Here is a 13,821-nt window from a genome sequence, read left to right as displayed (position 1 = left end):
CCTTGCGGAGATGGAGCTATGAAAAACCCCGCCACAGGCGGGGTTTTTTCTTTGCCTCGATCCTTGCGCGCCCGTTGGTTGAATTGCGCAGCTCATGAAGCAGCGGGCCTTTGGTGGGGCGGCCCCGTCGGCCGCCCCCGCCCCTGTCAGGCCTTGCGCACGAAGCGCATGATCAGCGTGACCACGAAGAGCACCAGGAAGATGAAGAACAGCACCTGAGCGATGCCTGCCGAAGCGGATGCGATGCCGCCGAAGCCGAAGATTGCGGCCACGATGGCCACGACGAAAAACAGAAGTGCCCAGTAAAGCATTGTCGTTTCTCCGATGATTTAGAAAGTTGTGTTAGCCGGCCAGAGATCAGCCAGAGATCAGACCGTGGCGCGCGAGGATTTGGGACCAGCAATCAGCCAGATGATGAAGCCAAGCAGCGGGAGCACGATGATGAGCAGCGTCCAGAGCACCTTTGCACCGGTGCTGGCCCTCGAACCGAGCACCGAGACGATGGCCCAGATGTCGAGCACGAGGATGATGAACCCCCCGATTCCAGCGAATTCCATGGCGAACCCTCCTTCGGTCGCGACTGTGGTGTCGTTCCGGAGCGCACGTCTCCCCCGGGCCGGCGGCAAGCCCCCGGCGCCGCGGGAGAGCTCCCGCGCGATCCGATCAGTTTGATGATGTCGGCACGGGGAACGCATCTTGCGCCTCGCCGTCCCGTCTCATGTCAAAAACACGCTATGAAGAAAAAGGTTCCGCGCGGTCAAACTGCCGCGATCTGCCGCCCTGTCCGACTCGGCGCAGCGCGAACCGAAACGCCAGGACGAGAGGCGCGAACACGGGGCGCCCCCGGCCTGTGCATCAGCCGGTGCATCAAACTGTCACAGACCGGCCTGCTTGCAATTGCAGGGGTGCGCGCGGTTCGACGTGGGTCGTGACGTTACGTAAACACATTGGAAACCATCGCCTTTCTTTCCAATAGGCAAAGATATTTACAAAATGCTGCGGCGCAGGGCAAATGATTTACAAATAAAATCATAGTTTACCGAGGCTTATTTAATTCTTTGCGAACTGCGGTATGATGGCGTCAGGGATGGACAAGGTCGCCGCGCGACTGTGGAGAAAATTGGAACGGTCCAGGGCTTGGTCGAAAGACCCCGCCCGCGACCTCAGGGAGGACATCATGAAAGACGACGCCCAGACTGCGAGCGCCGGGAGCTACGCCCCGTCCGCGGATTTCGTGGCCAAGGCCCATATTGATGCCGCGCGCTATGACGAGATGTACGCGCGCTCGATCTCGGACCCGGAAGGCTTCTGGGGCGAGCAGGCGCAGCGGCTCGACTGGATGGCCCGTCCGACGAAGATCAAGGACAGCTGCTTCGACTTCGGCAACGTCTCGATCAAGTGGTTCGAGGACGGCGTGCTGAACGTCGCCTACAACTGCATCGACCGCCACCTGCCCGCCCGCGCCGAGCAGACCGCGATCATCTTCGAGCCGGATAGCCCCGAGGATCCCGCCCAGCACATCACCTATGCCGAGCTCTACGACAAGGTGAACCGCATGGCCAACGTGCTGCTCTCGCAGGGCGTCATGCGCGGCGACCGGGTGGTCATCTACCTGCCGATGATCCCCGAGGCGGCCTATGCCATGCTCGCCTGCGCCCGCATCGGCGCGATCCATTCCATCGTCTTCGCCGGCTTCTCACCCGACGCGCTGGCCAACCGCATCAACGATTGCGGCGCCAAGATCGTCATCACCGCCGACACCGCCCCGCGTGGCGGCCGCCGCACCGCGCTCAAGTCCAACACCGACGCCGCGCTGCTGCACTGCTCGGACAAGGTGCGCTGCCTCGTGGTCAAGCACACCGGCGACCAGACCAGCTGGATCGACGGCCGCGATGTCGACGTGAAAGCGCTGATGGAAACCGCCGCGCCGGATTGCCCGCCGCGGCCGATGAATGCCGAAGACCCCCTGTTCATCCTCTACACCTCGGGCTCGACCGGCAAGCCCAAGGGGGTTGTACATTCGAGTGGTGGATATTTGCTTTACGCCGCCCTCACCCACGAGGTGGTCTTCGACTACCACGAGGGCGACGTCTACTGGTGCACCGCCGACGTCGGCTGGGTCACCGGCCACAGCTACATCGTCTACGGCCCGCTGGCCAATGGCGCCACCACGCTGATGTTCGAGGGCGTGCCGACCTGGCCCGACGCCAGCCGCTTCTGGCAGGTCTGCGAGAAGCACAAGGTGAACCAGTTCTACACCGCCCCCACCGCGATCCGCGCGCTGATGGGCCAGGGCGACAGCTTTGTCGACGGCTGCGATCTGTCGTCGCTGAAGCTGCTCGGCACCGTCGGCGAGCCGATCAACCCCGAGGCCTGGACCTGGTACAACGACAAGATCGGCAAGGGAAATTGCCCGATCGTCGACACCTGGTGGCAGACCGAGACCGGCGGCCACCTGATGACCCCGCTGCCCGGCGCCCATGCCACCAAGCCGGGCGCGGCGATGAAGCCCTTCTTCGGCATCGTGCCGGTGGTGCTCGAGCCGACCTCGGGCGTCGAGATCTCCGAGCGGCCGACCGAGGGCGTGCTGGCGATCAAGGACAGCTGGCCGGGGCAGATGCGCACCGTCTGGGGCGATCACGAGCGCTTCGAGCAGACCTATTTCCAGCAGTACAAGGGCTATTACTTCTCGGGCGACGGCTGCCGCGCCGACGAGGACGGCGACTACTGGATCACCGGCCGGGTCGATGACGTGATCAACGTCTCGGGCCATCGCATGGGCACCGCCGAGGTCGAAAGCGCCCTCGTCGCCCATGCCAAGGTCGCCGAGGCCGCGGTCGTCGGCTACCCGCACAGCGTCAAGGGCCAGGGCATCTACTGCTACGTGACGCTGATGAACGGCATCGAGCCCTCGGAGGAGCTGAAGAAGGAGCTGCGCAGCTGGGTGCGGACGGAAATCGGCCCGATCGCCAGCCCCGATCTCATCCAATGGGCCCCCGGCCTGCCGAAGACCCGCTCGGGCAAGATCATGCGCCGCATCCTGCGCAAGATCGCCGAGAACGACTACGGCGCCCTCGGCGACACCTCCACCCTCGCCGACCCCTCGGTCGTCGACGACCTCATCGAGAACCGCGCGAACAAGGGGTGACACAGATGGATGCGACAACTGTGACCCGCGCCCCCGTGCTCATCCTTCTCGGCCCTCCGGGGGCCGGGAAGGGCACCCAGGCGCGCAAGCTCGAGGACAAATACGGGCTGGTGCAACTCTCGACCGGCGACCTGCTGCGCGCTGCCGTGGCGCAGGGCACCGAAGCCGGCAAGCAGGCCAAGGCGGTGATGGAAGCGGGCGAATTGGTGAGCGACGACATCGTCATTGCCATCCTGCGCGACCGCATCAAGGAGCCCGATTGCGCCGCTGGCGTCATCCTCGACGGCTTCCCGCGCACCACGGTGCAGGCCGAGGCGCTCGACGCGCTGCTGGCCGAGAGCGGGCAGAAGATCAATGCGGCGATCAGCCTCGAGGTGGATGATGCCGCCATGGTGGACCGGATCTCGGGCCGCTACACCTGCGCCGCCTGCGGCGAGGGCTATCACGACACGTTCAAGACGCCGAAGGAGAGCGGCGTCTGCGACACCTGCGGCGGGACCGACATGAAGCGCCGCGCCGACGACAAGGCGGAGACGGTGGCCTCGCGGCTCGAGGCCTACCACGCCCAGACCGCCCCGCTCATCGGCTACTACGAAGACAAAGGCGCCCTGAGCCGCATCGACGCGATGGGCAAGATCGAGGAGATCGCCGCCGGGCTCGGCGCGATCGTCGAAAAAGCGACGGGCTGACCCGTCGGAGGCCGCTCAAAGGAGGGGCGGCCGCATTTTCTGGAGGAGGAACCGCCATGGCGGATCAATCAACGCACCATGCGCATAGCGCCGAGGAGGCCGGCAAGGCCTACTGGTCGGCCAACCTGCGCCTCATCTTCATCAGCCTGATCATCTGGGCGCTCTGCAGCTTCGGTTTCGGCATCCTGCTGCGCCCGATGCTCTCGGGCATCTCGGTCGGCGGCTCGGACCTCGGGTTCTGGTTCGCCCAGCAAGGCAGCATCATCGTCTTCCTGGCGCTGATCTTCTTCTACGCCTGGCGGATGAACAAGCTCGACCGTGAATACGGCGTGGACGAGGAGTAAGGCGTCATGGATCAGTTCACCATCAACCTGCTGTTCGTGGGCGCGTCCTTTGCGCTCTACATCGGCATCGCGATCTGGGCCCGCGCGGGCTCCACGTCGGAATTCTATGCCGCCGGTCGCGGCGTGCACCCGGTCACCAACGGCATGGCCACGGCGGCGGACTGGATGTCCGCGGCCTCCTTCCTGTCGATGGCGGGCCTCATCGCCTTCACCGGCTATGACAACTCGGCCTACCTGATGGGCTGGACCGGCGGCTACGTGCTGCTGGCGCTGCTGCTCGCGCCCTACCTGCGCAAGTTCGGCAAGTTCACCGTGTCGGAGTTCATCGGCGACCGCTTCTACTCGCCGACCGCGCGCCTTGTCGCGGTGATCTGCCTGATCATCGCCTCGACCACCTACGTGATCGGCCAGATGACCGGCGTCGGCGTGGCCTTCGGCCGCTTCCTCGAAGTGTCCAGCACCACCGGCCTGCTGATCGGCGCTGTGATCGTCTTTGCCTACGCCGTGTTCGGCGGCATGAAGGGCGTGACCTACACGCAGGTGGCGCAGTACATTGTGCTGATCCTCGCCTACACCATCCCGGCGATCTTCATCTCGCTGCAGCTGACCGGCAACCCGATCCCGGGCCTCGGCCTCTTCGGCACCGACCAGGCCTCGGGCGAGCCGCTGCTGGCCAAGCTCGACCAGATCGTCCGCGAGCTGGGCTTTGGCGAGTACACCGCCCACAACGGCGACACGCTCAACATGGTGCTCTTCACCCTGTCGCTGATGATCGGCACCGCCGGTCTGCCGCACGTCATCATGCGGTTCTTCACCGTGCCCAAGGTCTCGGACGCACGCTGGTCCGCGGGCTGGGCGCTGGTCTTCATCGCCCTGCTCTACCTGACGGCCCCGGCCGTGGGCGCGATGGCACGTCTCAACATCACCCAGCAGTTCTGGCCGGAAGGCACTGCAGGCCAGGCCGTTTCGCTCGAGCAGATCGAGAACGATCCGGCCTATGACTGGATGGCCACCTGGCAGCAGACCGGCCTTCTGGGCTGGGAAGACCTGAACGGCGACGGCCGCATCCAGTACTACAACGACAAGAACGCCGCGATGCAGGAGAAGGCAACCGCGGAAGGCTGGACCGGCAACGAGCTGACCAACTTCAACAACGACATCCTCGTGCTCGCCAACCCCGAGATCGCCAACCTTCCGGGCTGGGTGATCGGCCTCGTCGCCGCCGGCGGTCTTGCCGCCGCGCTGTCGACCGCCGCCGGCCTGCTACTCGCCATCTCTTCGGCGGTCAGCCACGACCTGATCAAGGGCCAGATCAACCCCGCGATCAGCGAAAAGGGCGAGCTTCTGTCCGCCCGGATCGCCATGGCGGTGGCCATTGCCGTTGCCACCTGGCTGGGGCTCAACCCCCCGGGCTTCGCGGCGCAGACCGTGGCCCTGGCCTTCGGCCTTGCCGCAGCCTCGATCTTCCCGGCGCTGATGATGGGCATCTTCTCGAAGGTGAACAACAAGGGTGCCGTGGCGGGCATGCTTTCGGGCCTGATCGTCACGCTGATCTACATCTTCCTGCACAAGGGCTGGTTCTTCATCCCCGACACCGCGAGCTACTCGGACGCCGATCCGCTGCTCGGCACCATCAAGTCGACCTCGTTCGGCGCGGTCGGGGCTCTGGTGAACTTCGTGGTGGCCTTCACCGTCTCGGCGATGACCAAGCCGATCCCGCAGGAAATCTCGGAGCTGGTGGAAAGCGTGCGCATTCCGCGCGGCGCGGGCGCAGCCCAGGATCACTGACCGGTGATCGCGCGCGGGGGCGCCTCGGCGCCCCCGCCCTAGGCAAAACTCCCGTCCCGCGCTATGCCGGGGCGGGATTTTTTCTTCCGCGATTGCCCCTTATCGCACCACCGGAGCGCCACGATGCCGATTGAGCCAGACGACCTGCGCCGTTTCCTGACCTCGGTGCACCCCTATGACGCGCTGGAATCCGACGCGCTCGACGTGGTGGTGCCGCAGTTCCTGACCCGCAGCTACAAGCCGGGCGAAGAAATCTACGCCGTCGGCGCGCAGCTCGAGGGGCTCTATCTCGTCCACACCGGGCAGGTGGAGATTCGCGACGAGAACGGCGTCGCCGTCTCCTTGCTGGGGCCGCGCAACTCCTTTGGCGAGCGCGGGCTGATGCGCGAAGGGCTGGCCGCCACCACCGCCAGCGCGCTTGACGAAACAGTGCTGCTGCTGCTGCCCGCGTATGCCTTCCGCGAGCTGGTCGCCGAACATGCCGCCGCCCGCCGCTTCTTTGACCGCTCGCGCGCTGCGCGGCCGCGCAAATCCGACCTCGCGCACAGCCGGGTCGAGACGCTGATGGCCCGCGCCCCGCTCACCATCCCGCCCGAGACCCCGGCCCAGCAGGCTGCGCTGATGATGCGCGAAGAAGCTGTCTCCTCGCTCTGCGTCACCGAGGGGCGCGACCTCATTGGCATCGTCACCATCCGGGACATCTCGGCCAAGGTCGTCGCCGGGGGCATGGACACCAACATCCCCGTGTCCGAGATCATGACCCATGCGCCGGTGACCCTGCCGCCTTCGGCGATCGGCTCGGATGTGCTGCACACGATGGTCGAACGCGGCATTGGCCATGTGCCGATCACCGATGCCGGGCAGCTTGTGGGGATCGTCACCCAGACAGACCTCACCCGCTTCCAGGCGATCAGCTCGGCCGAACTGGTTGCCGCCATCGCCCGCGCCCGCACCCCCGAGCAGATGGCCGAGACCACCGCCCGCATCCCGCAGCTTCTGGCGCAGCTCGTGGCCGGCGGCAACCGCCACGAGGTCACCACCCGGCTGATCACCGACGTCGCCGACACCGTCACCCGGCGCCTTCTGGCGCTGGCCGAGGAGGACCTCGGCTCGGCGCCGGTGCCCTGGCTCTGGCTGGCCTGCGGCTCGCAGGGGCGGCAGGAGCAGACCGGCGTGTCTGACCAGGACAATTGCATGATCCTCGACGACAGCGCCACAGACCGGGACATGGAATACTTCACCGAGATGGCGAAGTTCGTCTGTGATGGCCTTGATAAGGTTGGGTATTTCAATTGCCCCGGTGAGATGATGGCAACCAACCCGCGCTGGCTGCAGCCGCTGTCGAAGTGGCGCGGCTACTTCCGGAACTGGATCGACAAGCCGGTTCCCGAGGCGCAGATGCTGGCGTCGGTCATGTTCGACCTGCGGCCCATCGGGGGCACCAAGTCGCTCTTCGAAGAGCTGCAACACGAAACGCTCGAAGCGGCCTCCAAGAACTCGATCTTCGTCGCCCACATGGTCTCCAATTCGCTAAAGCACACCCCGCCGCTGGGGCTTCTGCGAGGCTTTGCCACGATCCGCTCGGGCGAGCACAAGAACACCGTCGATCTCAAGCACAACGGGGTGGTGCCGGTGGTCGATCTCGCGCGGGTCTACGCCCTGCAGGGGCGCCTGCCCGAGGTCAGCACCCGCGCCCGGCTCGAAGCGGCCATCGCCGCCGGTGTCGTCTCGGGCACCGGCGGGCAGGATTTGCTCGATGCTTATGACCTGATTGCCGAAACCCGGCTTGAGCACCAGGCGGGTCTGGTCAAGCGCGGCGAAAAGCCCGACAACTATCTGGCGCCATCCGACCTGTCGGACTTCGAGCGCAGCCACCTGCGCGACGCCTTCGTGGTGATCAAGTCGATGCAATCGGCGATCGGCCACGGGCGCGGCATGCTGGGCTAAGGACAACGAGGGGGGAAAGATGTTCTACGAATTGATCGCCGTGCTGGTGGCCGGGCTTGCCGGGGCCGGCGTGGTGATGCTGCTGAGCAAGACGACCGGCGGGCGCCTTCCGCGCTGGCTGATCCCGGTGGGCGCGGGCGCGGCGATGATCGCAACCTCGATCGCCAATGAATACGGCTGGTACGGCAGCGCCGCAGGATCCCTGCCCAACGGCGTCGAGGTGGTCGAAACCCATGCCTCCAAGGCGCTCTGGCGCCCCTGGACCTACGCCTGGCCGATGACCGACCGCTTCATCGCCGTCGATGCCGGGGGGCGGCGCGAGAATGCGCAGACGCCCGGGCTCTATCTCGCCGATCTCTATTTCTTCACGCGCTGGCAGCCGACGCAGGTGGTCGAGGTCATGGTCGATTGTCCCGGCGGGCGCCGCGCCGATCCCATGGGAGGCGATGGCGGCGAGCCGCGCTGGCGCGAGGTCGGCCCCGAGGACAGCATCGTTGCCGCGGTCTGCTCGGAGGCGCGCATATGACCCAGCTGAGCCTGCGCCTGCGCGTGTTCCTCTTCTTCGTCCTGATTGCGGTCGGCGGCGCGGGGATCACGGCGCTGGCGCTTTGGCTCGGCTACGGGCGCGCGCTCGACACCACCCCGGCGAACGGCTTTTTCTTCGCCGGCGTCCTCGCTGTCTTCGGCATCGTGGCACTCAGCGCCGGGGTCTGGCTGCTCTTCGACGAGAACATCGCCAAGCCGGTGGAGCGCATCGCCGCCGATATGCGGGTGCGCGCCCATGCGGGCGTGGCCAAGCAGGTCGACCTTGAGGGCGCACGTTACCTCGGTGATCTGGCGCATGCCGCCGAGGCGGTCTCGGCGAAGCTGTCGGAAACCGCTCTGGCCTCGGCGCAGCTGGTGGCCGAAGAAACGGCGCAATTGGCCGCCGACAAGGAACGGCTGACCGCCCTGCTCACCGAGATCCCCGTGGCCACGATCATGGTCAGCCCCAAGGGCCGCATCGTGCTCTATGACGGTCAGGCTGCCGAGGTGCTGAGCCAGATCCACGTGCCGCGGCTCAATGCGCCGGTGACCGATTATTTCCTTGCCGCCGGGGTCGAGGCAGCGGTGCGTGAGCTGCACCGCACCGGCCGCGAGGTCACGCTCACCCTGCGCTCCGTCGACGAAGCGCAAAGCTACCATGGCCGGATGAAGCCGCTCGACGCGGGCGGCTACCTGCTGATCATCGAAGACGCCGAGACGCGGATTGCGCCGCAGGCCGAGCGCCCCATGGTCTTTGACTTCTCGCTGCTCACCGCCCCCGCGCCCGCCGCGATCGAGGAGACGCCGCTGCGCGCGCTGACTTATGTGGTCTTCGACACCGAGACGACCGGGCTTCTGCCGCACAAGGACGAGGTCGTGCAGATCGGCGCGGTGCGCGTGGTGAGCGGCAAGATCGTGCCCGGCGAGCAGATGGATTTGCTGGTCGACCCCGGCATTCCGATCCCCCACTCCTCGACAAGGGTGCACCGGGTGACCGACGCCATGGTGCACGGCCAGCCGGGCATCGCCGAGGCCGGTCGGCGCTTTCACCACTTCGCCCGCGGCGCGGTGATCGTGGCGCATAACGCGCCCTTCGACATGGCCTTCCTACGCCGCCACCAGTCGCGCATGGGCGTCGAGTGGACGAACCCGATCCTCGACACCGTACTGCTCTCGGCGGTGCTCTTCGGGGCGAGCCAGACGCACACGCTCGACGCGCTGTGCGAGAGGCTCGGCGTGACCATCCCGCCCGCCCTGCGGCACACCGCGCTCGGCGACGCGCGGGCCACCGCCGAGGTGCTGGTCAGGATGCTGCCGATGCTCGAAGCGCAGGGGATGACCACTTTCGGCGAGGTTCTGGCGCAGACGCGGCAGCACGGGCAACTTCTGGAAGACCTGAACTGAGACTGTCGAGCGCCGCCTGAACCGCCTCCCGCGGAGCGGCGCCGACCGGTAGGCGCACCAGCAGCCGCACCACCCGCAAGCGCAGCGGGTTGCCAAGCAGGGAGAAGCGGGCGAGGCAAAGCGGATCCATGCCCCCCCTAGCGCGGTGCCCTTGAAGACGGGGTTAACGATGCTCCGCCGCAGTCGCCCCCTACGCGCCCACTTGACCTTTCCCCGGCGCGGCCCTAGCGCTCTGCGCATGGCACAGGCACCCCTTCTCCAGCTCTCCGACATCTCGCTCACCTTCGGCGGCGAGCCGGTCTTTTCCGGCCTCTCGCTCAACGTCCAGCCCGGCGACCGCGTCGCGCTGGTTGGCCGCAACGGCTCGGGCAAATCCACCCTGATGAAGGTCATGGCGGGCCAGGTCGAGCCCGACACCGGCGACCGCATCGTGCCACCGGGCTTCTCGGTGGGCTACATGGAACAGGAGCCGGATCTGTCGGGCTTCGAGACGCTGGGCGACTATGCCGCCGAGGGGCTTGGCCCGGCGGAAATGTACAAGGTCGAGGCGGCGGGCGAAGGGCTCGGCTTCGATCCCGCCCGCCCCGTCGCCACCGCTTCGGGCGGCGAGCGCCGCCGCGCCGCGCTCGCGAAGCTGATGGCGCAGGACCCCGACGTCATGCTTCTCGACGAGCCGACCAACCACCTCGACATCAATGCCATCGGCTGGCTCGAGGACGAGCTGAAGCGCACCCGCAAGGCCTTTGTCCTGATCTCCCACGACCGGCGCTTCCTTGAGAACCTCACGCGCGCGACACTCTGGATCGACCGCGGCGCGGTGCGCCGGCAGGAACAGGGCTTTGCCGGCTTCGAGGCCTGGCGCGACAAGACCTGGGCCGAGGAGGACGAGGCCCGCCACAAGCTCGACCGCAAGATCAAGGCCGAGGCGAAATGGGCGGTCGAGGGCATCTCGGCCCGCCGCACCCGCAACCAGGGCCGGGTGCGCGCGCTCCAGGCGCTGCGCGCCGACCGCGCCTCGCAGATCCGCCGCCAGGGCACCGCGGCGATGGAGCTTTCCTCGGGTCCGACCTCGGGCAAGAAGGTGATCGAGGCAGTGGGGCTGGCCAAGGACTTCGGCGACAAGCAGATCGTCAAGGATTTCTCGCTGACCGTCATGCGCGGCGACCGCGTCGCCTTTGTCGGCCCGAACGGCGTCGGCAAGACCACCCTCATCCGCATGCTGATGGGTGAGATCGCGCCCGACGCGGGCAGCGTCAAGCTCGGCACCAACCTCCTGCCCGCGATCTTCGACCAGACCCGCGCCCGGCTCGATCCCGAGATGACGCTCTGGGAAAGCCTCACCGGCGATCCCGAAATGCGGGTGTCCGGCAAGGCCGACCAGGTGTTGGTGCGTGGCCAGCCGAAACACGTGGTCGGCTACCTCAAAGAGTTCCTCTTCGACGAGCGTCAGGCGCGCGCGCCCGTGCGGTCCCTGTCGGGCGGCGAGAAGGCGCGGCTGCTGCTGGCCAAGATCATGGCCAGCGAAAGCAACATGCTGGTGCTCGACGAGCCGACCAACGATCTCGACGTGGAGACGCTCGATCTCTTGCAGGACCTGCTGGGCGAGTATGATGGCACGGTGCTGCTGATCAGCCACGACCGCGACTTCCTCGACCGGGTGGCCAGCACGACCATCGCCATGGAAGGCGACGGTCAGGCGATTGCCTATGCCGGCGGCTGGAGCGACTACCAGGCACAGAAGGCCGAAGCCGAGGCGGAGGCAGCGCCCAAGGAAAAACCCGCCGCCAAGCCCGCCAAGGAGCTTGCCGCCGCGAAGCCCAAGGCCGCTGCCAAGGGCCTCAGCTTCAAGGACAAGCACCGTCTGGACGAGTTGCCCGGGCTGATCGACCGGCTCGGCGCAGAGATCGGCAAGCTCGAGGGGCTGCTGGCCGATCCCGCGCTCTTCACCCGCGAGCCGGTGAAGTTCAAGAAGGCCACCGAGGCACTCAGCGAGCGGCAAGAGAAGCTCGCCGCGGCCGAGGAGGAATGGCTGGAACTGGCGGAAAAGGCCGAAGCGGCGGGCTGACGCCCGTCGGTCCCGACCCGAGACCGGCTCTCTTCGAAGCGATGTTCCAGCGCCTTCCCAGGCGCTGGCGCCCTACTCCCCCGGCTGCCGCAGCGGCAGGCGTTTCTCGGCGATCACCATCACCCCCACGGTCAGCAGGATGCGTACCACGTGGTGCAGGCTGACCAGCGCCGGGTTGGCGGCGAGCGAGAGCGCGATGATCGACATCTCGGTCACGCCCCCGGGCGCGTAGGAAATCATCAGGTGCAGGAAGGGGATCTGCGTCGCCGCGGCCAGCCCCAGCGCAAAGGCCCCGCCCACCGCCAGCATCCAGCTCACCGACAGCACGCTGAGCCCCAGCGAGCGGCGCAGCATGGCGCCGGTCATCCCGGTAAAGCGCACACCGAGCGAGCTGCCCACCACAACCTGCGCCGCGGCGATCAGCCAGAACGGCAGATGCATGTCCACCAGACCCGACAGGGTCAGCCCCGCCGACAGCAGCAGCGGCCCGGTGATCTGCCCCGCCGGCAGCTTGATCCGCGAGGCGACAAAGAGCCCCGCGATGGCCGCCAGCACGACCAAGAGCAGCTCGGCGACAGTGGCCGGCCCCGTGGGCATGACGCTCTGTCCCGCGGCGCTGCCCACCGGGTGGCCGATCCAGAGCGACAGCGCCGAGGGCAGGATCGAGATGACGAGGATGATGCGCAGGAACTGCTGCGCCGTCAGCAGCCGCAGATCCGCCCCCGCCTTCTCGCCGAGCACAAGGCTCTCCATCAGACCTCCCGGCGCGCCGGCGTAAAAGGCCGTGGCCCGGTCATAGCCTCCGATGCGGTGGAAGATCAGGAAGTTACCGCCCTGCGCCAGCACCACGAAGACCACCAGCATCGACAGGGTCAGCGGCAGCTCGGGCAGCAGCGCAAAGATCTCGGGCGTCACCTGCGTGCCGATCATCACCCCGATGAGCCCGATGAAGAGCGTGCGGAACTTCATCGGGTAGGCATAGTCGGCGAGGGCGCGCTTCTGGAACAGGGCGACGGCGACGCCCGAGGTGAAGAGCGAGCCCAGCATGTAGGGCATTGGAAGATGGGCATGCTGCGCGAGCCATCCCCCGATCCCGCCAGCGATCAGCAGGCAGCCGGTGGTGAAGATCATGCGCAGAGAGAGCGTGGAGAGGGTCATCAGCGGACATAAATCCCATCGCGGGCGCCGGTGCAATGGCACGCGCGGGGACCCGGCGGATCAGGGGGCTCCATCCCCCACCCTGCGGGTGTCCGCCGGCGCATTTTCGAAGCGAAGGAGGGTTTCGCACTGCTTCTCCTTCCTAATACGCGACCGCGCCGCCGGCAGCGGGCGCGGCCGCTCGGTCAGCGCGACAGGTCTGCCGCGATGCGGTCGGCGAGCTGGGCCGTCGCGCTGCCCGCTGCGGCGGCGATGCCGCCCGGCGTGGCGGCCTGCAGCGGCACGGTGATTTCGAAACGGTTCACCCGCTCGCGGATCACCCGGTCGTAGGAGGAGAGCGCGTATTGCCCCTTGAGACGGAAATAGCCGGTCTCATTGGCCACCGCCTCGGAGATGCGCACGTGTACCGCCGCCTGCGCCGGCTCTTCCAGCGGCCAGGGCTCCGAGGCGACGGTGGCGCCGCTGATCGTGCCGAGACGCTCGGCGAGCGCCTGCGTCATGGCGCGGCGCGGGTCGTCAGCCCAGAGCGCGCCCTCGATTTGGGTCATCGCGCCGGTGGCGTCCTCGAGCAGGATTTCCGAGGCGTCGGCATAGGCCGGCAGCGAGACCTCGCGCACCTCCAGCGTGGAGACGGCAAGGCGCACCGAGGAGGCCGGGGGCATGCTGTCCATCCGGTAGCGCGGCTCGGAGCCGCAGGCGGCGGCGAAGAGCGGCAGCAGCAGGATCGGAAGGGTGGTCTTGAGGCGCATACGT

12 protein-coding genes are annotated in these 13,821 nt (G+C 67.1%); 8 read left to right on the top strand and 4 right to left on the bottom strand.

Annotated features, from left to right (window positions below; all coding sequences use genetic code 11):
- Positions 1–146: 146 nt before the first annotated feature.
- Together CEW88_RS05950 and CEW88_RS05945 are read right to left on the bottom strand one after the other, a co-directional pair.
- Positions 147–311: a DUF1328 domain-containing protein gene (locus CEW88_RS05950; RefSeq protein WP_108965133.1), complete on the bottom strand. Its 165-nt coding sequence runs from the start codon at positions 309–311 to the stop codon at positions 147–149.
- A gap of 57 nt (positions 312–368) precedes the next feature.
- Positions 369–557 (bottom strand): PLD nuclease N-terminal domain-containing protein, encoded by a 189-nt coding sequence (locus tag CEW88_RS05945; RefSeq protein WP_108965132.1) that lies wholly within the window; start codon positions 555–557, stop codon positions 369–371.
- 620 nt (positions 558–1,177) lie between these two features.
- Between CEW88_RS05945 and acs the strand changes: the two genes are divergently transcribed.
- The 8 genes from acs to CEW88_RS05905 all read left to right on the top strand — a co-directional run bounded on the left by acs (position 1,178) and on the right by CEW88_RS05905 (position 11,910).
- Entirely contained in the window at positions 1,178–3,148 is a 1,971-nt protein-coding gene (gene acs / locus CEW88_RS05940; protein ID WP_108965131.1) for an acetate--CoA ligase, read from the top strand.
- 5 nt (positions 3,149–3,153) lie between these two features.
- Positions 3,154–3,837 carry an adenylate kinase gene (locus CEW88_RS05935; protein WP_108965130.1) on the top strand — a complete coding sequence of 228 codons (684 nt, stop codon included), beginning with the start codon at positions 3,154–3,156 and terminating at the stop codon, positions 3,835–3,837.
- Between the two features lie 56 nt (positions 3,838–3,893).
- Entirely contained in the window at positions 3,894–4,181 is a 288-nt protein-coding gene (locus tag CEW88_RS05930; RefSeq protein WP_108965129.1) for a DUF4212 domain-containing protein, read from the top strand.
- Positions 4,182–4,187: 6 nt separating this feature from the next.
- Entirely contained in the window at positions 4,188–5,969 is a 1,782-nt protein-coding gene (locus CEW88_RS05925) for a sodium:solute symporter family protein (RefSeq protein WP_108965128.1), read from the top strand.
- 123 nt (positions 5,970–6,092) lie between these two features.
- Entirely contained in the window at positions 6,093–7,916 is a 1,824-nt protein-coding gene (locus tag CEW88_RS05920; RefSeq protein ID WP_108965127.1) for a DUF294 nucleotidyltransferase-like domain-containing protein, read from the top strand.
- A gap of 19 nt (positions 7,917–7,935) precedes the next feature.
- Entirely contained in the window at positions 7,936–8,442 is a 507-nt protein-coding gene (locus CEW88_RS05915) for a hypothetical protein (RefSeq protein ID WP_108965126.1), read from the top strand.
- Positions 8,439–9,845, top strand: a complete 1,407-nt coding sequence (locus CEW88_RS05910; protein WP_108965125.1) for a 3'-5' exonuclease — start codon at positions 8,439–8,441, stop codon at positions 9,843–9,845. The genes CEW88_RS05915 and CEW88_RS05910 overlap by 4 nt, the downstream gene beginning before the upstream one ends.
- A gap of 238 nt (positions 9,846–10,083) precedes the next feature.
- A complete protein-coding gene (locus CEW88_RS05905) occupies positions 10,084–11,910 on the top strand; it encodes an ABC-F family ATP-binding cassette domain-containing protein (protein WP_108965124.1) in 1,827 nt (608 codons plus the stop codon).
- Between the two features lie 72 nt (positions 11,911–11,982).
- Here the strand turns inward: CEW88_RS05905 and CEW88_RS05900 are convergent, their stop codons facing one another.
- Both CEW88_RS05900 and CEW88_RS05895 read right to left on the bottom strand, forming a co-directional pair.
- Positions 11,983–13,068, bottom strand: coding sequence for an AbrB family transcriptional regulator (locus CEW88_RS05900; RefSeq protein ID WP_108965123.1), 1,086 nt, complete (start codon positions 13,066–13,068; stop codon positions 11,983–11,985).
- 185 nt (positions 13,069–13,253) lie between these two features.
- Complete coding sequence (locus CEW88_RS05895; RefSeq protein WP_108965122.1) at positions 13,254–13,817, bottom strand: PqiC family protein; 564 nt, start codon at positions 13,815–13,817, stop codon at positions 13,254–13,256.
- Between the last annotated feature and the right edge of the window lie 4 nt (positions 13,818–13,821).

It is taken from the genome of Alloyangia pacifica (genome assembly GCF_003111685.1).
GTDB lineage: Bacteria > Pseudomonadota > Alphaproteobacteria > Rhodobacterales > Rhodobacteraceae > Salipiger > Salipiger pacificus_A.
Note: the sequence above shows the minus strand (reverse complement) of the source record. Positions and strands in the feature narration are given on the sequence as shown.